Source organism: Variovorax sp. SG517 (genome assembly GCF_013376045.1).
Taxonomy (GTDB): Bacteria; Pseudomonadota; Gammaproteobacteria; order Burkholderiales; family Burkholderiaceae_C; genus Variovorax.
Genome location: NZ_JABMJG010000011.1, coordinates 115334 through 135980, shown reverse-complemented (window position 1 = coordinate 135980; position 20647 = coordinate 115334). Strand labels below are relative to the sequence as shown.

Genomic DNA, 20647 nt, shown 5'->3' with positions numbered 1-20647 from the left:
ACACAACGGGCCCGAACGAACAACGCGATGAGCCAGCCCCTTCAAGCACCACGAGCGCGCCGCGCCGCGCTCGCCTTCATCTTCGTCACCGTCCTGATCGACTTCCTGGCGTTCGGGCTGATCCTTCCGGGCCTGCCGCACCTGGTGGAGCGCCTGGCCGGTGGCAGCACCGCGACTGCGGCTTACTGGATCGCGGTGTTCGGCACGGCGTTCGCGGTGATCCAGTTCATCTGCTCGCCCATCCAGGGCGTGCTGTCCGACCGTTTCGGGCGGCGGCCGGTGATCCTGCTGTCGTGCCTGGGGCTGGCCGTCGATTTCGCGTTCATGGCCCTGGCCGACAGCCTGCCATGGCTCTTCATCGGCCGGGTGGTGTCGGGCGTGTTCTCGGCCAGCCTCACCGCGGCCAACGCCTACATCGCCGACGTGACGACGCCGGAAGAGCGCGCCAGGAGCTACGGCATCGTGGGCGCGGCATTCGGCGTGGGCCTGGTGCTCGGGCCTGTGCTCGGCGGGCAGCTGAGCCACATCGACGCGCGGCTGCCCTTCTGGTTCGCGGCCGGCCTGACGATGCTCAACGTCTGCTACGGCTGGTTCGTGCTGCCCGAGTCGCTGCCGCCGCAGCGGCGCAGCCCCAGGTTCGACTGGTCGCACGCCAACCCGATCGGCTCGCTGGTGCTGCTGAAGCGCCATCCGCAGGTGTTCGGCCTCGCGGCGGTGATCTTCCTCATGAACCTCGCGCAGTACGTGTACCCCAGCGTGTTCGTGCTGTTCGCCGACCGGCAGTTCGGCTGGAAGGAAGACACCGTGGGCTGGGTGCTGGGCCTCGTGGGCGTGCTCAGCGTGCTGGTCAACGTGCTGCTGATAGGGCCGGGCGTGAAGCGCTTCGGCGAGCGGAACGCCCTGCTCTTCGGGCTGGGCTGCGGCGTGCTCGGCTTCGTGATCTACGGCCTTGCAGACGCGGCCTGGATCTTCCTGGCCGCGCTGCCGTTCGGCACGCTGCTGGCCTTTGCCGCGCCGGCGGCGCAGGCTCTCGTCACGCGGCAGGTCGAGGCCGCCGAGCAAGGCCGGGTGCAGGGCGCGCTGACGAGCCTCGTGTCGGTGGCCGGCATCGTCGGGCCCGCGATGTTCGCTGGCAGCTTCGGCTACTTCATCGCCGCGGACTCGCCCGTACAGCTGCCGGGCGCGCCGTTCTTCATTGCCGCGATGTTCCTGGGCATCGGCGTGCTGATCGCGTGGCGCTACACGCGGCCGGCGGCGCAGGCCGGCGGCACGGCGCCGGTGGTCGAGCCGACCTGACGCGGCCGGTCGCGTAACATCCGCGCCACCCTCCTCCAGCGCCCGTTCGCCCGCCCCATGCCTTCCCAGAAAAGCGCCGCCTTCCCCTCGGCGACGCAGGCCGTCCTCCTGTTCGTGGCGCTGTTCCTCGTCGAGCTCGTCGTCGGCGCTGCGCTGAGCGATGCCAACGGATGGCTCGACCTCAGCAGCATGCAGATCGGCGTGCTCGCGGCCGTGCTGGGCAACGGCTGCGTGTTCGCGGTGTTGATGCACTCGCAGAAGCTCACCTACCGCGCGCTCTTCCATCAGTCGCAGGCCTCGGCCGGCGCAACGCTGCTGCTGGTGGTGCCGCCGGCGCTGCTGCTCGTGCCCGCGCTGCTGCTGACGATCACCTCCGCGCTCAACCTGATGATGCGCATCCTGCCGCCCTCGGCATGGGAAGAAGCCATGTTCAGCCGCATGGCGGACGGGAGCGTCGCCGCCGTGCTCGCGGTGTGCGTCATGGCGCCGCTGCTCGAGGAGATGCTGTTCCGCGGCATCGTGCTGCGCGGCTTCCTGCAGCGCTATCCGCGATGGCAGGCGATCTTCATGTCGGCCCTGCTCTTCGGCGCGGCGCACATGAACATCTACCAGTTCGTGGTCGGCCTCGTGATGGGCACGGTGCTCGGCTGGCTCTACGAACGCACGCGCTCGCTCATTCCGTGCATCGCGCTGCACGCGGCCTACAACACCACGACGCTGCTGCTGGCCGACTGGCTCGATGCGGCCTCGCCGTCGCGCCTGCTCTGGATCGCGCTGCTGGCGCTGGCCGCCGCCGCATTCGGCACGCTGGTGCTGCGCGCGATGCTGGTGCCGCGCACGGCGCGCGGCGGCAGCTCGGCCTGAGCTGTCTCAGCTAGCGAGGCAAGGGTCGCGCGTCGACCGCCTCGCCATCGACGATGAAATGCCCGCCCGCCACGTGGTGCAGCGTGCGCAGCTCGTCGTGTCCGTCGAAATGCCAGCGCCCGTTGGAGAACACGCGCTCGTCGGCCTGCGCGGCGATCACCTCGCCCAGGAACAGGTCGTAGCGCTGCTGGATGGCGGGCTCGGGCAGCAGCCGGCATTCGAGCCAGGCGGCGCAGCCTTCGAGCAGCGGCGCATCGGTGGCCGTGCCCGCAAAGGTCGAGAGGCCATAGGCGGCGAACTTGTCCTGGCCCGACTTCTCGACGATCTCGCGGCCGGAGCTGTTGCCCAGCGCCTCCGTCAGGTCGAGCTGGGCGCGCACCGGCACCTGCAGCGCAAAGGTGCCGGCGCCTTCCAGCAGCTCGCGGGTCCACGTGCTCTTGTCGAGCACCACCGCCACCTTGGGCGGATCGAAGTCCAGCGGCATCGCCCAGGCCGCGGCCATGATGTTGCGCCTGCCGCCGTGCGCGGCGCTCACGAGCACGGTGGGGCCGTGGTTCAGCAGGCGGTAGGCCTTGTTCAGGGCGACGGGCTGGCGGTGGGTGGCATTCATGGCGGTCGGTGCGGATCAGGTTTCGGGCTCATCCACCGGCAGCCGGCGGACGACGACCGTGCGGATGCGCTGCGCATCGACATCGGTCACCACGAAATCGTACCCGTCGTGCGTCCAGTGGGCATCGCGCGGTGGCAAGCCGCCGAAGCGCGCCAGCAGCAGGCCGGCAACCGAGGTGTAGCTGTCGTCGTCGCCCACGAGGCCGTGCGTCTGCAGCGCCTGTTCCAGCAGGTGCAGGTCCGCGCTGCCGGAGACGGTCCAGGCATCGGGCGCGGTCTGCATGATCTCCAGCGTCTCGTCCTCGTCGGGAAACTCGCCCGCGATGGCCTCCAGCACGTCGATGGGCGTCACCACGCCCGTGAGCGTGCCGTGCTCGTCGCTGACCAGCGCGAGTTGGCCGCGCGCGCCGCGCAGCGTGTCGATGAGGCGGATCGCGGTGGTCGACTCGGGTACGTAGATGGGCGCGCGCAGGCCAGCGCTCTCGTCGATGCGGCCGTTGCGCAGCAGTTGGCCCAGCAGGTCCTTGGCGCGCGCCACGCCCACCACCTCGTCGAGCGAGCCACGGCACACGGGGAAAATGCCGTGCGGCGTGTCGAGCAGCTGCTCGCGCACCGCTTCTGGAGCGTCGTTGAGGTCCACCCACGAGATGTCGGCGCGCGGCGTCATCACCGAACGCACGGTGCGCTCGGCCAGCGTGAGCACGCCGCTCACCATGTTGCGCTCCTCGAGCGCGAAGGCCGGCTGCTCCTGGTCTTCGGGCACCTCGTCCGATGCAGCCGCACCGGCCGGCACAGGTTCGCCGCGCGCCCTGCCGCCGAGCAGCCGCAGCACCGATTCGGCCGTGCGCTCGCGCAACGGGCGGCGCGCCTCGTGCTTCAGTTCGTTGCGCCGCGCCCACTGGTTCAGCGCCTCGATCATCACGGAGAAGCCGATGGCGCCGTACAGGTAGCCCTTGGGAATGTGGAAGCCCAGGCCCTCGGCCACGAGGCTCAGGCCGATCATCAGCAGGAAGCTCAGACACAGCATCACCACCGTGGGGTGCGCGTTCACGAAACGGGTGAGCGGCTTCGACGCCCACAACATGATGCCGATGGAGATGACCACCGCCGCCATCATCACCGGCAGGTGGTCGACCATGCCCACCGCGGTGATCACCGCGTCGAGCGAGAACACCGCGTCGAGCACCACGATCTGCGTGACCACCAGCGAGAAGCTCGCATAGGCCGCCGTACCGGCGCTCGCCCGCGTCGTCACGCCTTCGAGCCGCTCGTGCAGTTCCGAAGTGGCCTTGAACAGCAGGAACAGGCCGCCGCCCAGCAGGATCAGGTCGCGCCCCGAGAAGCCCTGCCCCCACAGCGAGAACAGCGGCGTGGTCAGCGTGACCAGCCACGACACGATGGACAGCAGCGCCAGCCGCATGAAGAGCGCGAGGCTCAGGCCGATGAGCCGCGCCTTGTCGCGCTGGCGAGGCGGCAGCTTCTCCGCGAGGATCGCGATGAAGATCAGGTTGTCGATGCCCAGCACGATCTCCAGTACGACCAGCGTCAGAAGACCGAGCCAGACGGCCGGGTCGGAGAGCAGTTCGATCATGATTTCCGCGGGAGTGCGATGGCGCGCGAACAGGCACAGCCCGGCATGGTGCGGGCCGCGTAGCACGGCAGTGGGAAGAAGATGCGGGCTGTGGCCGCGGGAGAAAAGCTGGCGCAGGCCAGCGGCCTACTGGGAGGCTCGGAGGATGGGTTCACCCGCGCAAGTCTATCGGACGGGCTGTGGCAGCCCTCCTTTAACAGCCTGCCTCCGTGGGGGTTCTTCCATGTCCGTATGAGCGATGCTTCGTTGGATCCGCTTTGAGCCGCGCTCGCGTCCCTCTTTGTGAGGCCTGCTGCGTGGCTATACTGCGCCGGTCACGTCAAAAAGAGGCGTGATCGGGATTGGCGTCCCGAGTAACCCGCTGCGACGCAAGCCGCAGATTCTCCCGCAGAGACCCTGCGGCTTTCGTCGTTCGTGCCTCCAGTTTTGGCGGCTCGGACAGGGAGCCGCAAGGCTCGCCGGTTCGCGCAAGCGGGTTCCCGGTACGCCAACCTGTTCGAGCTGCCGCCTCCAATTGGCGTTGGGTGCGGCGGTTGTAGCAAACCGAACCCCTTGGAGGCCATTCATGGCTGCATCCGCTCGCGCGTCCGCGCGCGTCTCCCAATTTCCCGAATCAACTGAAGTCGCCAGCGTTGAATCGCTCGCGCTGCAGGCATGCGATGACATCGACAACCTGCACGAACTGCAGCGTGCTTATGCAGGCCTGGAGAAGCTCATCGTTTCACAGAACGTGAACGATACGGAAGAGATCCATCCGACGCGCACCGAGCTCGGAGCGCTGGTGCGGGTGGTCAATGAGGAACTGAAGCGGCGGATCGAGTCGGCTGACTCTGCGCTTCAGTCGTTGCGTGCTGCCTTGAGCGAAGGCGGTACGCGATAAGCCCTTCTCTTCACCGTCGCTGCCGCTCACTGCCATGCCACAACAAGGATGGCAGCGAGCATGCCGAGGATGAAGGTCCGCTGAGCGAGCGTCGCGGTGCTGCCTAGACGTGCAACGCCGCAAGCCCACCCACAGCCAACCCCGCCACAGCCACCCCGAACATCGCCCGCTCGAGCCACTTGTTCTTCGTCAGGAGCGCAATGGCAGCCAGCGCGATCGACACTTGCAACACAGTAGTAGCCTGCGCCCACCGATGATGCTGATGCATCTGCTCATCCGACTGCGCATCCCACTTGCTCGCTTCCGCCTCCAGCTTCTTTGCCTCGGTCTGGATGTCGGTCTTCTCCTGCTCGTAGCGCGCCACCTTGGCCTGCCAGCCTTGCTTGCGTGCGTCGTCGGTCGCGGTGTCGCGGGCGAACTCGGCGAGGGCCTGCTTGGTGCTCTTCGACTGGAAGTAATTCCACTGGTTGGAGGCTTCGGTCTTCTTGATGGCGGCGTTGTTTTTGTAGATGCCCGCGTTGGCCTGCGTGGCGCCGCCCATGTACGAGAAGATGGCGCCGAAGGTGGCGATGACGGCCGTGCACATGGCGATCTTGCTCGTCATGCTCATGCCGCCGGAGTGCTCCGCTGCGGCGTCCGCGTGATGGCCGTCGCCATGGCCGTGGCCGCCCGATGCAGCGTGTTCGAGTTCGTGATCGTGCGGGCCGTGCACGTGAAAGCCGTGTCCTGACATGGGATCCTTGTTGTAGAGAAATATGGTTTTTAGGGCGCGCGCGAGTATGCCCGTTCGGTGAGTCAGCTTCCGGTCCGCCAGCCGTTGCCAGCATGGGACGACAACAGCACACTTGCCTGCCCATGGCCGCCGAACCCTCGCCGACACCGACAGCCAACGCCCGCCGCCCCGGCTTCGCCGACATCGTGGCGGGTATTTCCATCGCGGGACTGCTGCTTCCGGAGGCGGTGGCCTATTCGGGCATCGCGGGGCTGCCGCCGCAAGCGGGCGTGATCGCGCTCTTCGCGGGCCTTCTGGTCTACGGCCTTTTCGGCAGCAGCCGCTTCGCAATCGTTTCCGCTACCTCCTCTTCCGCCGCGGTGCTGTTCGCGGCCACCACGTCGGTGACGGGCGTGGACGCCGCCACGCGGCTTGCGATGGGCATGGGCATCGTTCTGCTGGCCGGAGTGTTCTTCGTCATCGCCGGCATTGCGCGGCTGGGCGCGGTGTCGAGCCTGATCGCCAAGCCCGTGCTGCGCGGCTTCGCGCTGGGGCTGGCGCTCACCATCGTAGTCAAGCAGCTGCCCAAGGTGCTCGACGTGCATCCGGCACACAGCGATTTCTTCAGGCTCCTCGCGGGGCTGGTGGCCGAGTGGCGGCACTGGAACATCGCGGGCGCGGCCATGGCGCTGGCGGCGCTGGTGCTGCTGCGCGGACTCGCACGCTGGCGCGCGGTGCCGGCGGCGCTGCTGGTGATCGTGGCGGGCATCGTGCTCGACGTGCAGGGCTTCTGCCACGCATGGGGCGTGGCGGCGGTGGGGCCGATCTCGCTCGACTTCTCGCATCCGGCGGTGCCACAGCTCGATCGCGCGCAGTGGCAGAACCTCGGCGGGCTGGCCTTCGCGATGGCGCTGATCCTCTATGCCGAGTCTTACGGCTCCATCCGCACCTTCGCCATGCGCCACGGCGACAACGTGTCGGCCAACCGCGACCTGCTCGCGCTGGGCGGCGCGAACCTGCTGTCGGCGCTGTTCCAGGGCATGCCGGTGGGCGCGGGCTACTCGGCCACATCGGCCAACGAGTCTGCAGGTGCCAGGAGCCGAGCGGCCGGCATCGTGGCGGGGCTGGTGGTGCTGGTGGCGGTGCTCACGCTGCTGCCCTGGATCGCACACACGCCCGAGCCGCTGCTGGCGGCCATCGTGATCCACGCCGTGAGCCACACGCTGAATCCGGCCGCGCTGCGGCCCTACTTTCAGTGGCGGCGCGACCGACTGGTGGCGCTGGTGGCGGTCGCAGCGGTGCTGGTGCTGGGCGTGCTCAACGGCCTGCTGGCGGCCATCGGCGTGAGCATCCTGCTGCTGTTGCGCGGCTTCACGCGCACCACGGTGAGCTGGCTCGGGCGGCTGGGCCGGAGCCACGATTTCGTCGACATCGCTCGCCACCCCGAGGCCGTGGCGCCCCCGGGCGTGCTGATCGCGCGGCCCGAGGTGCCGCTTTTCTTCGGCAATGCGGACGCGGTGTTCGCGTCGATACGCGCGCGCATCGACGCCACGCAGGGCCTGCAGCGCATGGTGCTGAGCCTGGAGGAGTCGCCCGACCTCGACGCGACCAGCATCGAGGCGCTGTGCGACTTCGCGGCTTACGTGCGCGTGCGGGGCCTGCGCCTCTCGCTGGCGCGCGTGAAGGACGACGTGCGCGATCTGCTGGCCAAGGTGAATTCACCCGACCTGCGCGCCGAGGTGTACGCGCCGTGGAGCGTCGACGACGCGGTGCCCCTCACTGCTCGTTCTGGGCGATCTCTCGTGTGATCCGCAGGAACTTCTCGATGTCCGCCATCGAATGGCAGTGCAGCGGCGACACCCGCACGGTGCCCATGAGCCCGAAGGACTCGAGCATGCGCTTCGAGTAGATGCTGCTCGCCACGCGCTCGTAGACCGTCACGCCACGCTTCGCGTACTCGACCACCGCCTGCGTGCAGTCGATGCGGTCGAAGCCGATGCCCAGGATCAGGTCGCGCTTGCTCAGGTCTTCGTAGTCGAGGAAGACGTTGACGCCTTCCATCTTGCGCATGCCGGTGGCGTTCGCGGTGCCGTCGAGCAGCGCGGCCAGCAGCGCGCGCTCGTGCAGTTCGATGTGCGCGATGCCCGCAACGAAGAGCTCACGCCGGTCGGTGGCATCGCTGAAGTGCGAGCCCAGCCAGCACACGTAGTCGACGATCTCGGTGAGCACCGCGAACTGCCACGGCGAGGCGCTGCCCAGGTCCCAGTAGTCGGGCTTCTTGCCCGCGAGCTTGTGGTGCGGCAGCACGGCCGCGCGGTCGGACATCCACGACAGGCCCGAGCCCCTGCAGCCGAAGAACTTGTAGGGCGCGAGGTTGATGCCGTCCACCGGCGTCTTCTGCAGGTCGATGAGGCCGTGCGGCGCGTGCTGCACGGCATCGACCAGGATGTAGAGGTCGGGCTTGATCTCGCGCGCGCGGCGCACGATGGCTTCCATGTCGAGCTTGGCGCCCGAGATGTTCGACGCGTGGATCACGTTGAGCAGGCAGGTGTCCTTGTCGACCAGCCGCACGATCTCGTCGACGTCCACGCCGCCAGTGACGGGGTTGCTCTTCGCCACGCGCAGCTCGCGGCCCAGGCGCTGGGCGTAGAGGCTCATCGCGTCGAAGGCAGAGGGGTGCTCGAGCACGGTGGTGACCATGTTCGTGCCCGGCACGTTCTCGGCCACCGCGCGCACCATGTCGAACATGGCGCCCGAGGCGGTGAGCGAGGCGTACACGCTGCCGCCCGTGGCATTGAGGATGGTGCGCAGGTCGGCGCAGCCCCTGGCCTGGATCTGCTGCAGCTCGACGGCGGTGGCGTGGATGCGTTCGGTGTTGTCGGGAATGGCATCGACCTGCGCGAAGCGCTCGGCCGCGGCCTTCAGGCGGAAGGAGCCGCCTGCATTGTCGAAGTACAGGCGCTCGCGGCCGTGGTGGTCGTGGTCGACCTGCAGGAAGCGGCTCTTCACCTCGCGCATGAGCGCGTCGGAAAAGGCCAGGCCGTTCGGATGGCTCGATGACAGCTTGGAATCCATCGCTCAGACGCCCTTGTTGTTCGGGTTCTTGTAGATCTCGCGCACCGCGTCCGTCATCGGGAAGTTGAGGTTCGCGTTCTTCGGCGGGATCGGCGAGAGGAACCACTTGGTGTAGAGCTGGTCGATGGCGCCCGACTTCATCAGGCCCGTGACGGTCTCGTCCACCAGCGCCTTGAACTGCGGGTCGTCCTTGCGCAGCATGATCCCGTAGGGCTCCTGGCGCAGCGATTCCTTGAGGATCTTGTAGTCGCCCGGATTGGTGGAGCTGGCGATCATGCCGGCGAGCTGAACGTCGTCGAGCACGTAGGCGTCGGCGCGGCCGGTGGACAGCAGCAGAAAGCCGTCGGAGGTGTCCTTGCCCGCGATCTCGTTGACCTCGATGGTGCCGCTCTTGCGTGCGCCGCGCAGCAGCTGGATGGAGGTGCTGCCCGAGACGGTGGCCACGTTCTTGCCGTTGAGGTCGGCCAGCGCATTGATGCCCGAGGCCTTCTTCACCGCGGCGGTGATGTTGGTCACGAAGTGGCTGGGCGCGAAGTCGACCTGCTGCTGGCGCTGCGTGGTGTTGGTGGTGGTCGCGCAGTCGAGGTCGACGGTGCCGTTCTGCAGCAGCGGGATGCGGTTGGTCGAGTTGAGCATCGTGTAGCGCACGTCGATCTTCGCGAGACCCAGCCTGGCCTTCACGGCGTCGACGATCTTCAGGCAGATGTCGGTGGTGAAGCCGATGGGGGCGCTGTCGGCGCTGAGCTTGTACGAGAAGGGGATCTGGCTGTCGCGCGCGCCGATCTGGATCGTGCCGCTGTCCTTGATCTTCTGCAGCGTGCCGCCGTCCTGGGCGCTGGCGGCGCCGCAGGCGAAGGCAATGGCGAGTCCAAGCGCGAGAGGCAGTTTCCTGAAGTCCATGGCGGGTTCCTTGAAGAGTCGATGAGGTGGATCGGGCGAATCTTCGGCTTATGAACAAATTTCCAAAAGCGATTTTTTGTGATCGAATTGCATGAGAAAAAGAGTTCTTTGGAGCCGAAATCCCGTGATGACCTTCAAGCAGCTCGAAGCCCTGTACTGGATCGCCCGCCTCGGCGGCTTCGCGCAGGCGGCCAACCAGCTGCACACCTCACAGTCGGCCATCTCCAAGCGGGTGCACGAGCTGGAGCAGCTCTTCGACACCGAACTCTTCGACCGCAGCCAGCGCACCGCCCGCCTCACCGAGAAGGGCGAGGAGATGTTCGTGCTCGCCCGCAAGCTGCTGGAGCAGCGCGACGCGGCCATCGAGCAGTTCGGCAAGCCGGGCGTGGTGGAGCGGCGCATCCGCCTCGGCGTGACCGAGCTCACGGCAATGACCTGGCTGCCGCGGCTGGTCGGGCTGATCCGGCAGCACTACCCCAAGGTGATCCTCGAGCCCGACGTGGACGACAGCCTGCAGCTGCGCGACAAGCTGCTGGCCGACGAACTCGACCTGGTCATCGTGCCCGAGACCTTCGCCGACTCGCGCCTGCCGCACAAGGTCATCGGCCAGGTGAGGAGCGCGTGGATGTGCAAGCCCGGCGTGGTGCCGCAACCCAACGGCGGCGCCATGCGGCTGCACGAGCTGGCGCGCCACCGCATGCTGGTGCAGGGCAACAACTCCGGCACCGGCCGCGCCTACGACGCATGGATGAAGGAACAGGGCGTGCAGCCCGCCGACGTGATCGTGGTGAGCAACCTGGTGGCCCTGACCGGGCTGACGGTGTCGGGCCTGGGCGTGAGCTACCTGCCGCGCGAGTGCCTGCAGCCGCTGGTGGCGGCGGGCATGCTCGCGGTGATCGAAGTGGCGCCGGCCCTGCCGGTGGTGCGCTATGTGGCGATGCACAAGGGCGAGCACCGCAGCGCGCTCACCTCGTCGATCGTGATGCTGGCGCAGGAATGCTGCGACTTCGCGCGCATGTTCCAGGCGCAGGCTGAGGAAGAAGGGGAGAAAGAGGAGTCCGGGGATTCGGGCCCGGCCTGAGCGCCGCCGCCGGGAAAACGCCTTCCCGACGCTGCGTCAGCCGTTGTCGCCGACAGGGGAAAGATCGGGATGCAGTTGCCGCAACGCCAGCGACAGCCGGAGCACCCGCTCTCGCGCGCCGGGCTCGCCCCGGGCGAGCGCGCCCAGTGCTGCTTCGTAGTCGTCAGTGAGCTGTTGCCACAACTCGAAGTCGGCGCCAAGGCCTTCGGCGTCCTTGTCCATCTTTGCTCCAGTAGGAATTCGACGGCTGGTAAGTGCGCAGTTTGACTGATTTTTGCCCGGAATGTTAGAACTTTAGAGGTCTTGAGGTTATAGCCACACAGATATTGCGGTGCACCATGGCACTGCCGGAGCAGCAGCTCCAGGGCCCGGATCCAGGGAGCCGCCCGATGGCTCCAGGGCCGCACAGGGCCCGAAGTGGCCGGCCGCGAGGCGCGCGCGTCCCCGGAAACATCGCGATGTAAGCGGACGCTAGCTCGCGCTCCCGCGCGTGAGCATCCGCCCCGCGCGCGCGAGCACCCGGGCCTCGGGCTCGCCGCCGCGATAGGCCAGCACGCCGTTCACGAACACCCGCTCCACGCCCAGGCTCACGCCGTGCGGCTTGTCGTAGGTGGCGGTGTCGGCGATGGTCTCGGGGTCGAAGACCACCACGTCGGCCATGGTGCCTGCGCGCAGCAGGCCACGGTCGGCGATGCGCAGGTTGCGCGCGGTCATGCCGGTCATCTTGTGCACCGCCTGCTCCAGCGTGAAGAGCCTGCGCTGGCGCCAGTAGCGCGCGAACACCCGCGGGAAGGCGCCCCACAGGCGCGGATGCGGATGGCGGTCGTGCGGCAGGCCGTCGCTGCCGATCATGGTGAGCGGGTGGGAGATGACACGCTCCACGTCCTCCTCCTGCATCTGGAAGTAGCAGGCACCGCCCGGCTTCAGCCGCAGGCAGGCCTCCTGCTCGCTCACGCCCCATTCGCGCGCGATGTCGGAGACGAGCCGCCCCGTCATCTCCGGATGCGGGTCTGACCAGGTCAGCAGCACGTCGATCACGCCGTCCACCAGGTCCTCGCGCAGCACGGTGGAGCCGGCCACGTAGGGGTACACGTCCATCGCGATCTTCTGGCGCTGCGCGAGCGACTCGATCAGCGGCAGCGTCTCCTTCGTGCGGCCCCAGTTGGCGGGGCCGGCGCACTTGTGGTGCGAGATCACCAGCGGCACGCCCGCCTCGAAGGCGCAGTCGCCGGCCTCGTGCAGCGCCTCGATGATCTGCTGCATCTCGCTGCGCAGGTGCGTGGCGTAGACGCCGCCGTGGCGGCTCACCACGCGCGCCAGCGCGGTCACCTCCTCAGCCGGCGCCGCGAAGGCTTCTTCATAGAACAGGCCAGACGACATGCCGTGCGCCCCGTCGGCCATGCAGCCGTCGAGCAGCGCCTCCATGCGCGCCAGCTCGTCGGCATTGGCCGGACGGTCCAGCGCCTGCATGGCGGCGAAGCGCAGCGTGGTGTGGCCGACCAGCGCGGCCACGTTGAGCGCGGGCTGCGTCGCATCGACGGCCGCGCGGTACTCGGCCATGGTCGCGTGCCGGAACGAATCGGCGCCCAGCAGCGTGAGCGGCGGCAGCGACTGCGGCGTGCGGTACGGCGCGAGCGAGATGCCGCAGTTGCCCGTCACCACCGTGGTGATGCCCTGCGACACCTTTGGCAGGCACAGCGGGTCGCGCAGCACGATGGCGTCGTCGTGCGTGTGCGCGTCGATGAAGCCGGGGGCGATCACCTTCGCGCGGCAGTCGACCACCTCGACGTCGGCCAGCGACAGGCCGTCGGGCAGCCGCCCGCGCAGGCCTTCGCCGAGCGCGACGATGCGGTCGCCCTGCAGCAGCACGTCGCCCGGCCACGAGGGGCCGCCCGAGCCGTCGACCACCAGGCCCGCCTCGAGCAGCACAGCCTTCTTGTTGCTCTCGCTCACGATGCGCTCCCTCCGTCGTTCACGCCGCCGCCGTCCCAGCTCTGCAGCGGATGCGTGGTGGCGTCGATGCCGTGGCGCTGGAAGGCCTCGCGCGCGCGCTGCAGGCGCTGCACTGCCGGCTCGCCGCGGCGCTGGGCCACCAGCACGGTGAGGATCTCGATCACCGTGAGGTGCGTCAGGTAGGCGTCGATGCCCACGTGCATCACCGCGTCGTCGGGCACCGAGAGCCCGAGAAGAAAGTCGGCCTTGGCCGCGAGCGCCGTGCCCGGCCGCGTGAGCGCGACCACCTTGGCGCCCTGCCCGCGCGCGATGTCCACCGCGTCGAGCAGCGAGGGCATGCCGCCCACGTGCGAGATGGCGATGACCACGCCGCCCGGGCGCTGCGCCGCGCCGGCCACCTGCTGCAGGTGGTAGTCGGCCCATGCGTTGGCCGAGAGGCCCAGGCGGAAAAGCCGCGCCTGCAGGTCGTTGGCCATGAACCACGAGGTGGCGCCCGCGCCGTACAGGTCGACGTGCGGGGCAGCCGCGATGGCGGCCACGGCGCCGTCGAGCACCTGCATGTCGAGCTGGCCGCGCACGCCCGAGACCGAGGCCGCCGCGCTGCGCGCGATCTTGCCGACCACTTCGTCGGCCGCGTCCTCGATGTTCACGCGGCGATGCAGCGGCGAGCCGCCCAGCGCGAGTTCCTGCGCGAGCGCGAGCTTGAATTCGCGCAGGCCGGCAAAGCCCAGGTCGCGGCAGGTGCGCATGATGGTGGGCACCGAGCTGCGCGAGCGCTCGGCCAGCTGCTCGAAGCTTTCTTCGAGCACGCGGTCGGGGTCTTCGAGGATCAGGTCGAGAATCGCGCGCCGCGTCGCCGGAGCGTCGCTGCGGATGTCCGCGATCTTCTGGAGCAGTGAGGGGGTCATCGGTATGCGTTCAGGAGCCGCTCGGTCAGAAGTGCATGGCCACCGCGTCGCTCACGCGGTAGTCCTGCTCGACGACCGGCATCCAGTGCCACTTGTCGAAGGTGGTGCAGGGGTGCGAGATGCCCAGGCCCACGCGGTCGCCGACCTTCGGCGCCTCGGCTTCCTCGTTCGCTTCCCAGCGCAGGTAGGCGTGCTGGTCGTTCAGCGCGGTGATCTTCCAGCCGGCGGGCACGCCCTGCGGCTGCAGTTCTCCGCGCGCCGCGCGCGCGATCGGCACGGGCAGCGAGAGGTCGAAGGAGATGTCGCGCTTGCCCACCGCCAGGATCGCCAGGCCCGGCTCCGGACGCGACTGCACGGTGGCCCAGACTTCCATCGCCGGCACCAGGCTTTCGCCACAGTCGCAACCCAGGCGCTCGTCCACCGCGCTCACCATGCGCTTGTAGAAGCCGTGGTCGTGCGTCACGTAGCAGCCCGAGCGCAGCAGGCCGCGCACCGGCGCGCCCAGCGCGGGCTTCAGGCGCCCGGCCACGAGGTCGAAGATGGCCGATCCGCCGGCCGAGACCAGCACCTCGTCGGTCTCGAAGAGTCTGTTCTCGTCGCAGTGGCGGGCCACGGCTTCCACGCGGTCCATCAGCGCCTTGGCGTAGGCGGCGTCGGGCTCGCTCTGGCCGGTGGCGCCCTGCCCTTCGTAGCACTCGATACCCACGAGCCGCACGGCCTCGCTCGCGCGCAGCCGCGTGGCCAGCGCCACGGCTTCCTCGTGCGTGCGGCAGCCGGTGCGCGCACCGTCCACGCCGATTTCGATCATCACCTCGAAGGGCACGCTCGACGGGTGGCGCTTCGACCAGTCTTCGATCAGCGCCAGCTGCGCCAGCGAATCGACCAGGAACACGATGCGCAGGTCGGCATGCTCGCTCAGCAGCAGCTGGATGCCGGCCAGGTCCTCGTCGCTCACCACCTGGTTGGCAATGAGCGTGCGGCGCGCGCCGGCCGCCACGCCCACGGCCAGTTGCGTGACGGTGGCGAAGGTCAGGCCCCAGGCGCCGGCGTCGAGCTGGCGCTGGAAGAGCTGCGGCGACATGGTGGTCTTGCCGTGCGGCGCGAGGTCGATGCCCCACTCGCGCACACGCGACTGCATCCACGCCAGGTTGTGCTCCAGCGCCTCGCGCTTGAGCACGGCCAGCGGCAGCGGCAGGTCGCCGGCCAGCACGTTCCAGCCGGCGGTGCCGATCTCGCTGCGCCGGCGCGGCGCGGCGGTGCGCGGGTAGCCCTTGAAATTGCTGCCCAGCAGCGGGTCGGTGAAGTCGGTGGCGGCGGTCATGGAAGTCATGCAGCGATGTTGGATGAGAGTTCTCTGGTTCTGATGCAGGCGCTGTAGTGTCCCGCCGAAATCTCTTCGAGCGGTGGCACCGTCTGCGCACAGGCTTCGATGGCATGCGGGCAGCGCGTGCGGAACACGCAGCCCGAAGGCGGCGAGATGGGGCTGGGAATGTCGCCCTTCAGCGCGATGCGCTCGGTCGCCATCTCCGGATCGGGCTTCGGGCTCGCGGCCAGCAGCGCACGGGTGTAGGGATGCGAGGGGCGCGCGAACAGCTCCTCGGTGGTGGCGACTTCCATCACCTTGCCGAGGTATAGCACCACCACGCGGTCGCACAGGTACTCGACCACGTCGAGGTCGTGCGAGATGAAGAGCATCGTCAGGCCCAGCCGCTCGCGCAGGTCGGCCAGCAGGTTGATGACCTGCGATTGAATGGACACGTCCAGCGCCGACAACGGCTCGTCGGCCACGATGAACTCGGGCTCGACGGCCAGCGCGCGCGCCACGCCGATGCGCTGCCGCTGCCCGCCCGAGAACTCGTGCGGGAAGCGGTTGGCGTGTTCTGCGCGCAGGCCCACGGTTTCGAGCAGCTCGGCAATGCGCTTCTCGCGCGCGGCCGCGCCCTTGTGCAGGCCGTGCGTGGACAGCGCCTCGCCGAGGATCGCGCCGATGCGCATCTTCGGATTCAGGCTGGCGTACGGGTCCTGAAAGATGATCTGCAGCTTGCTGCGCAGCCTGCGCATGCGCTCGGCAGAGAGCTCGCCGATGTCGTCGCCGCGGTACAGCACCTGGCCGCCACTGCGCTCCAGCAGGCGCAGCACCGTGCGGCCGATGGTGCTCTTGCCCGAGCCCGATTCGCCAACCAGGCCCAGCGTCTCGCCGGGCTGGATCGCGAAGGACACGTCGTCCACCGCGCGCACCGGACGGTCGCTGCTGCCGAAGTATTTCTTGAGGGCGCGGACTTCGATGAGGGGAGGAGCGGTGGTCATCGTGGGTATTCGGTATTGGCCCCTTCTCCCGCTTGCGGGAGAAGGCGGGGGATGAGGGTGCGTGCGAGGGCCACGGGGGCCACCCTCACCCCAGCCCTCTCCCGCAAGCGGGAGAGGGAGCAAGACAGGAACAGCGCGCTCGTCATGCGGCCCTCGCCAGCGCCGCTTCAGGCTGCACGCGAACACATCGCGCCTGCCGCCCCTGCCGGATGTCCAGCAACGGCGGCATCGCGGCACTGCATTCGGCCAGTGCCAAGTCGCAGCGCGGCTCGAACGCACACCCCGGCGGCGGCGCCAGCGGGCTCGACACCTGGCCGCGAATGGCGAACAGGCGCTTGGGCTTGGGCTGGCCGGGCTGGCGCGCCTTGCCCGGCAGGCAGGCCAGCAGGCCCTGCGTGTATGGATGCTCCGGCTGCGCGAACAGCGGCCGCACCGGCGCGCTCTCGACCACGCGGCCCGAATACATCACGACCACGTCGTCGGCATGGTGCGCGACCACGCCGAGGTTGTGGGTGATGAACAGGATGCTCATGCCCGTTTCTGCCTGCAGCCGGCGCATGAGTTCGAGGATCTGCGCCTGGATGGTCACGTCGAGCGCGGTGGTGGGCTCGTCTGCGATCAGCAGCGTCGGATCGCAGGCCATCGCCAGGGCGATCATCGCGCGCTGGCGCATGCCGCCCGAAAGCTGGTGCGGGTATTCGTGGATGCGCTGCGCGGCCGCCGGAATCTCCACCAGCTCCAGCATGCGCTGCGCATGCGCCAGCGCCGCCTTGCGGTCGAGCCCCTTGTGCAGGCGCACGCTCTCCGCGATCTGCTCGCCGATGGTGAACACCGGGTTCAGGCTGGTCATCGGCTCCTGGAAGATCATCGACAGCTGGTTGCCGCGCAGCGAACGCATCTCGCGCTCGCCGATGCCCAGCAGGTCGAGCGTCTTGCCCTCGCGCGTCACGAAGGAGGCGCTGCCGCTGACCTGCGCGTTGGCGGTCTTGGGCAGCAGGCGCATCAGCGTGAGGCTGGTCACCGACTTGCCGGAGCCCGACTCGCCGACCAGCGCGGTGGTCTTGCCAGGCTGGATCGAGAAGCTCACGTCGGCCACCGAGCGCACGAGGCCGTCCTCGGTAGGGAAGCTGGTGCTGAGGTTGCTGACCGTGAGACGCGGCTTGCTGAGGTCGTTCATTTTCCTGGCCTCCTTTGGTTGCTGTTGGCTGGCTTGTTCGGGGTGCGTGCACAGCTCTCGTGCCGGCTGATCAACCGGTGCTCTGAACGATCACGACGGCGGGGTGCCTTGCGCAGCGAAATAAAGGAGGAGGCCGCAGGCCGGGGGACATTCGCGGAGCAAGGCACCCCGTCGGCGTGAGCGCCGCACGCCCCACGCACGCCCGAAACAACGACAGAACCAGTCATGACGTCTTCTTGAGCTTCGGGTCGAGCAGGTCGCGCACGCCGTCGCCCAGCAGCTGCAGCGACAGCGCGGTGAAGATGATCGCGAGCCCCGGGAACAGCACCACCCAGAAGGCCTGGTGCGCGTACTGCTGGCTGCCCGCGACCATGGTGCCCCAGGTCGGGATCTCGGGCGGCACGCCCACGCCGAGGAACGACAGCCCCGCCTCGGCCAGGATCGCGTACGCGAAGATGAACGACACCTGCACCAGGATCGGCGACATCAGGTTCGGCAGGATGTGCCGCCACAGGATGCGCGAGGTGCGCACACCCAGCGCGCGCACGGCTTCCACGAAGAGCAGCTCGCGCACCACCAGCGTCGAGGCCCGCACCACCCGCGCCACGCGCGGCGTGTAGACCAGCACCAGCGCCAGCACGGTGTTCACGAGCGATGGCCCGAGGATCGCCACCAGCGCGATCGCCAGCAGGATGTCGGGGAAGGACATCATCGCGTCGACCACGCGCATCAGCGGCGCGTCGAGCCGGCGGAAGAAACCGGCCATCAGGCCCAGCACCGTGCCCGCGATCACGGCGCCCAGTGCGGTGAGCGCGGCGATGGCCAGCGAGTAGCGCGCGCCGTGGACGATGCGCGAATACAGGTCGCGGCCGAGCTCGTCGGTGCCGAGCAGGTGCTCGGCGCTCGGCGCCTTCAGGCGTTCGAGCACGGCCGTGTCGTTGGGGTCGATGGAAGCGAACAGCGGCGCGCCGATCGCGAGCACCGCGATCACCAGCAGCACCAGCGCGGACACCATCACGATGCGTCTGTGCATCAGCTGGCGGAGCATTCGGGGCATCTGCATTTTTCTCAGACCTTCACGCGCGGGTCGACCACCGCGTACAGCAGGTCGATGGAGAAATTGATGAGCACGTAGATCGCCGCGATCACCAGCAGCGCGCCCTGGATCACGGGGTAGTCGCGGCGCAGCACCGCGCTGACCACCAGGTTGCCCACGCCCGGCAGGCCGAAGACGGTCTCGGTAATGACGGCACCGCCGATCATCAGCGCCACCGTGAGGCCGATCACCGTGACGATGGGCACCAGCGCATTGCGCAGCGCGTGCTTGAGCACCACGGTGCTTTCGCTCAGGCCCTTGGAGCGCGCGGTGCGCACATAGTCTTCACCGAGCACGTCGAGCATCGAGGCACGCGTGAAGCGAATGATGAGCGCGGAGTTCAGCAGGCCCAGCACGGTGGCCGGCAGCACCAGCGAATGCAAACGTTCCGCGAACGGCGCATCGGGCGCGCCATACCCCGACACCGGGAACCAGCCGAAAGAGACGGCGAAGATCTGGATCAGCACGATGCCCAGCCAGAAGCTCGGGATGCTCGCGCCCAGCATCGCGATGCCGGTGAAGAGCTGGTCGACCACGCGCCCCCGGAACACGGCAGAGACGATGCCGCACGGCACGCCGATCAGCGCCGCGATGGCCACCGCCATCAGCGCGAGCAGCGTGGTGGGTTCGGAGCGCTCCCACAGCGCCTGCGTCACCGGGCGCTGCAGGAAGATCGACTGGCCGAGGTTGCCCTGCAGCACCTCGCGCAGCCAGTAGCCGAACTGCACGGGCAGCGGCTTGTCGAGGCCGTACTCCTTCTGCACGCGGGCGATGTCGGCCGCGGTGGCCTGGTCGCCCAGCAGCACCGAGACCGGATCGCCCGATGCAGCGCGCGTGAGCACGAAGACCAGCACCGCCACGATGGCGAGCACGACCAGCATGCCCGCGGCGCGGGAGGCGATGTAGCGGAACAGCGATTTCTTCATCACGCGGAGAACTCGAGGGCGGCGGCGGAACCGACCGCGACGTACTGGCCGGTGAACTGGATGTCGCCACCCTTGACGCGGAAGACGGTCACGTTGTCGCCCTGCTTGTTGTGGCACACGTAGAGGAACCTGCCGCTCGGGTCGAGCGTGCAGCTGCGCGGGTAGTTGCCGCGTGACCATTCCTCGCGCACCAGCGTGGGCGCGCCGGTGCGAGGGTCGACCTTGAAGATCGAGATCGAGTCGTGCAGCCGGTTGAGCGACACGAAGTGCTGGCCGTCGGGCAGCATGCGGATGCCCGATGCGTAGCTGGTGCCCTTGAAGCCCTTGGGCAGCGCCGAGGTCTCGCTCACCAGCGTGAGCACGCCGGTGGTGTCGTCGTAGCGCATGAAGGCGATGGTCGAGGCCTCCTCGTTCACCAGGTAGAACCACTTGCCGTTCGGGTGGAACACGAAGTGGCGCGCGCCGGAGCTTTCGGACACGGCAACGGTGTTGGGCTGGCTCAGCACACCGCTGATGCGGTCGAAGCGGTAGGAGATGACGCGGTCGAGCCCCAGGTCGGCCACCAGCACGAAGTTGCCCTTCGGGTCGGCATGCACCATGTGCGCGTGCGGGCCGTCGTGGTCGCTGGTGGCGAAGCCTTCGTGCGAGCGCGCCGCCTGAGGCACCACGTCGGCGCCGGGTTTGCAGGGCGTGCCGGCGCCGCAGGCGTCCACGTCCTTGTAGACGACGGCTGCGACGCCCGGGTCGGGCGTGCCGTCGGCGCGCAGCGCAAGCACGCTGACGTCGCCGCTCGCGTAGTTGGCGGTGAAGAGAAAGCGGCCGTCGGGGTGCACGCTGATGTAGGCCGGGTCCTTGCCGCCGCAGGGCGTTTCGGACACGAACGACAGCGCGCCGTCGGCGCCGATACGGAAGGCCGAGACCGAGCCGGCCTCGAACTCGTTGGCCGCATAGAGCATCGGCAGCTTCGGGTGGCGTGCGAGCGAGGCGGGGTTGCGCAGCTTCGCGCCCTCGCCCGTGCTCGCCACCGCCGCCGGTGCGCCCGGAATCGGCTTGAGCGCACCGGTGGCGCTGTCGAGCACGAACTGGTGCACACCCTGCCCGCGGCCGCCGCGCCACGGCTTGCCGCCGTCGCTGTAGGTGCCGACGTAGGCGTAGACCGGGCCCTTGGCGGCAGCCCGGGCGGCGAAGGCAAGGGAAGGTTCGAGGCCCAGAGCCCCGAGGCCGGAGGCCAATGCGCTGGCTTGCAGGAGTTGGCGACGCGACGGCATGGCT

General features: G+C 68.7%; 19 protein-coding genes. 5 read left to right on the top strand and 14 right to left on the bottom strand.

What is annotated here, in order from left to right; genetic code table 11:
- Window positions 1–27 precede the first annotated feature (27 nt).
- A complete protein-coding gene (locus FHT32_RS28970) occupies window positions 28–1296 on the top strand; it encodes a TCR/Tet family MFS transporter (protein ID WP_176668008.1) in 1269 nt (422 codons plus the stop codon).
- A gap of 57 nt (window positions 1297–1353) precedes the next feature.
- Window positions 1354–2160 (top strand): CPBP family intramembrane glutamic endopeptidase, encoded by an 807-nt coding sequence (locus tag FHT32_RS28965; protein WP_176668007.1) that lies wholly within the window; start codon window positions 1354–1356, stop codon window positions 2158–2160.
- Between the two features lie 10 nt (window positions 2161–2170).
- Here FHT32_RS28965 and FHT32_RS28960 read toward each other — a convergent pair whose 3' ends face one another.
- Together FHT32_RS28960 and FHT32_RS28955 are read right to left on the bottom strand one after the other, a co-directional pair.
- A complete protein-coding gene (locus tag FHT32_RS28960; RefSeq protein ID WP_176668006.1) occupies window positions 2171–2770 on the bottom strand; it encodes a flavin reductase family protein in 600 nt (199 codons plus the stop codon).
- Window positions 2771–2785: 15 nt separating this feature from the next.
- Entirely contained in the window at window positions 2786–4357 is a 1572-nt protein-coding gene (locus FHT32_RS28955; RefSeq protein ID WP_176668151.1) for a TerC family protein, read from the bottom strand.
- Window positions 4358–4925: 568 nt separating this feature from the next.
- On the opposite strand from FHT32_RS28955, the gene FHT32_RS35160 reads away from it, so the two are divergent.
- The gene (locus FHT32_RS35160; protein WP_256099208.1) at window positions 4926–5240 is read left to right on the top strand and encodes a hypothetical protein; all 315 of its coding nucleotides are present in this window, start codon (window positions 4926–4928) and stop codon (window positions 5238–5240) included.
- Between the two features lie 103 nt (window positions 5241–5343).
- Here FHT32_RS35160 and FHT32_RS28945 read toward each other — a convergent pair whose 3' ends face one another.
- A complete protein-coding gene (locus FHT32_RS28945) occupies window positions 5344–5973 on the bottom strand; it encodes a DUF4337 domain-containing protein (RefSeq protein WP_176668005.1) in 630 nt (209 codons plus the stop codon).
- 122 nt (window positions 5974–6095) lie between these two features.
- On the opposite strand from FHT32_RS28945, the gene FHT32_RS28940 reads away from it, so the two are divergent.
- Window positions 6096–7760, top strand: coding sequence for a SulP family inorganic anion transporter (locus FHT32_RS28940; protein WP_176668004.1), 1665 nt, complete (start codon window positions 6096–6098; stop codon window positions 7758–7760).
- On the opposite strand, the gene FHT32_RS28935 is transcribed toward FHT32_RS28940, so the two are convergent.
- Both FHT32_RS28935 and FHT32_RS28930 read right to left on the bottom strand, forming a co-directional pair.
- A complete protein-coding gene (locus tag FHT32_RS28935; RefSeq protein WP_176668003.1) occupies window positions 7729–9027 on the bottom strand; it encodes an aminotransferase class V-fold PLP-dependent enzyme in 1299 nt (432 codons plus the stop codon). The two genes, FHT32_RS28940 and FHT32_RS28935, sit on opposite strands and share 32 nt — an antisense overlap.
- A 3-nt stretch (window positions 9028–9030) precedes the next feature.
- Window positions 9031–9927: a transporter substrate-binding domain-containing protein gene (locus FHT32_RS28930; protein WP_176668002.1), complete on the bottom strand. Its 897-nt coding sequence runs from the start codon at window positions 9925–9927 to the stop codon at window positions 9031–9033.
- A 127-nt stretch (window positions 9928–10054) separates the two neighbouring features.
- On the opposite strand from FHT32_RS28930, the gene FHT32_RS28925 reads away from it, so the two are divergent.
- On the top strand, window positions 10055–11008 hold the full coding sequence (locus tag FHT32_RS28925; RefSeq protein WP_176668001.1) for a LysR family transcriptional regulator: 954 nt from the start codon (window positions 10055–10057) through the stop codon (window positions 11006–11008).
- Between the two features lie 36 nt (window positions 11009–11044).
- Here FHT32_RS28925 and FHT32_RS28920 read toward each other — a convergent pair whose 3' ends face one another.
- From FHT32_RS28920 to FHT32_RS28880, 9 genes are all read right to left on the bottom strand, one after another.
- Window positions 11045–11230, bottom strand: a complete 186-nt coding sequence (locus FHT32_RS28920) for a hypothetical protein (protein ID WP_176668000.1) — start codon at window positions 11228–11230, stop codon at window positions 11045–11047.
- A 249-nt stretch (window positions 11231–11479) separates the two neighbouring features.
- A complete protein-coding gene (locus tag FHT32_RS28915; RefSeq protein WP_176667999.1) occupies window positions 11480–12961 on the bottom strand; it encodes a D-aminoacylase in 1482 nt (493 codons plus the stop codon).
- The gene (locus tag FHT32_RS28910; RefSeq protein ID WP_176667998.1) at window positions 12958–13869 is read right to left on the bottom strand and encodes a MurR/RpiR family transcriptional regulator; all 912 of its coding nucleotides are present in this window, start codon (window positions 13867–13869) and stop codon (window positions 12958–12960) included. The genes FHT32_RS28915 and FHT32_RS28910 overlap by 4 nt, the downstream gene beginning before the upstream one ends.
- A gap of 25 nt (window positions 13870–13894) precedes the next feature.
- On the bottom strand, window positions 13895–15190 hold the full coding sequence (locus tag FHT32_RS28905) for an amino acid deaminase (RefSeq protein ID WP_371132279.1): 1296 nt from the start codon (window positions 15188–15190) through the stop codon (window positions 13895–13897).
- 5 nt (window positions 15191–15195) lie between these two features.
- Entirely contained in the window at window positions 15196–16176 is a 981-nt protein-coding gene (locus tag FHT32_RS28900; protein ID WP_176667996.1) for an ABC transporter ATP-binding protein, read from the bottom strand.
- Window positions 16177–16318: 142 nt separating this feature from the next.
- Window positions 16319–17353: an ABC transporter ATP-binding protein gene (locus FHT32_RS28895; protein WP_176667995.1), complete on the bottom strand. Its 1035-nt coding sequence runs from the start codon at window positions 17351–17353 to the stop codon at window positions 16319–16321.
- A 223-nt stretch (window positions 17354–17576) separates the two neighbouring features.
- Complete coding sequence (locus FHT32_RS28890; RefSeq protein ID WP_176667994.1) at window positions 17577–18416, bottom strand: ABC transporter permease; 840 nt, start codon at window positions 18414–18416, stop codon at window positions 17577–17579.
- A 5-nt stretch (window positions 18417–18421) separates the two neighbouring features.
- Entirely contained in the window at window positions 18422–19363 is a 942-nt protein-coding gene (locus FHT32_RS28885) for an ABC transporter permease (protein WP_305144337.1), read from the bottom strand.
- An 11-nt stretch (window positions 19364–19374) separates the two neighbouring features.
- Window positions 19375–20643 (bottom strand): lactonase family protein, encoded by a 1269-nt coding sequence (locus tag FHT32_RS28880; protein ID WP_176667993.1) that lies wholly within the window; start codon window positions 20641–20643, stop codon window positions 19375–19377.
- Window positions 20644–20647 lie beyond the last annotated feature (4 nt).

Bases quoted from the DNA above. Each gene is read 5' to 3' on its own strand.
- FHT32_RS28945 (WP_176668005.1), bottom strand. From the start codon at position 5,973: ATGTCAGGACACGGCTTTCACGTGCACGGCCCGCACGATCACGAACTC.
- FHT32_RS28910 (WP_176667998.1), bottom strand. From the start codon at position 13,869: ATGACCCCCTCACTGCTCCAGAAGATCGCGGACATCCGCAGCGACGCT.
- FHT32_RS28895 (WP_176667995.1), bottom strand. From the start codon at position 17,353: ATGAACGACCTCAGCAAGCCGCGTCTCACGGTCAGCAACCTCAGCACC.
- FHT32_RS28880 (WP_176667993.1), bottom strand. From the start codon at position 20,643: ATGCCGTCGCGTCGCCAACTCCTGCAAGCCAGCGCATTGGCCTCCGGC.
- FHT32_RS35160 (WP_256099208.1), top strand. From the start codon at position 4,926: ATGGCTGCATCCGCTCGCGCGTCCGCGCGCGTCTCCCAATTTCCCGAA.
- FHT32_RS28930 (WP_176668002.1), bottom strand. From the start codon at position 9,927: ATGGACTTCAGGAAACTGCCTCTCGCGCTTGGACTCGCCATTGCCTTC.
- FHT32_RS28900 (WP_176667996.1), bottom strand. From the start codon at position 16,176: ATGACCACCGCTCCTCCCCTCATCGAAGTCCGCGCCCTCAAGAAATAC.
- FHT32_RS28970 (WP_176668008.1), top strand. From the start codon at position 28: ATGAGCCAGCCCCTTCAAGCACCACGAGCGCGCCGCGCCGCGCTCGCC.
- FHT32_RS28965 (WP_176668007.1), top strand. From the start codon at position 1,354: ATGCCTTCCCAGAAAAGCGCCGCCTTCCCCTCGGCGACGCAGGCCGTC.
- FHT32_RS28960 (WP_176668006.1), bottom strand. From the start codon at position 2,770: ATGAATGCCACCCACCGCCAGCCCGTCGCCCTGAACAAGGCCTACCGC.
- FHT32_RS28920 (WP_176668000.1), bottom strand. From the start codon at position 11,230: ATGGACAAGGACGCCGAAGGCCTTGGCGCCGACTTCGAGTTGTGGCAA.
- FHT32_RS28935 (WP_176668003.1), bottom strand. From the start codon at position 9,027: ATGGATTCCAAGCTGTCATCGAGCCATCCGAACGGCCTGGCCTTTTCC.
- FHT32_RS28925 (WP_176668001.1), top strand. From the start codon at position 10,055: ATGACCTTCAAGCAGCTCGAAGCCCTGTACTGGATCGCCCGCCTCGGC.
- FHT32_RS28905 (WP_371132279.1), bottom strand. From the start codon at position 15,190: ATGACCGCCGCCACCGACTTCACCGACCCGCTGCTGGGCAGCAATTTC.
- FHT32_RS28940 (WP_176668004.1), top strand. From the start codon at position 6,096: ATGGCCGCCGAACCCTCGCCGACACCGACAGCCAACGCCCGCCGCCCC.
- FHT32_RS28890 (WP_176667994.1), bottom strand. From the start codon at position 18,416: ATGCAGATGCCCCGAATGCTCCGCCAGCTGATGCACAGACGCATCGTG.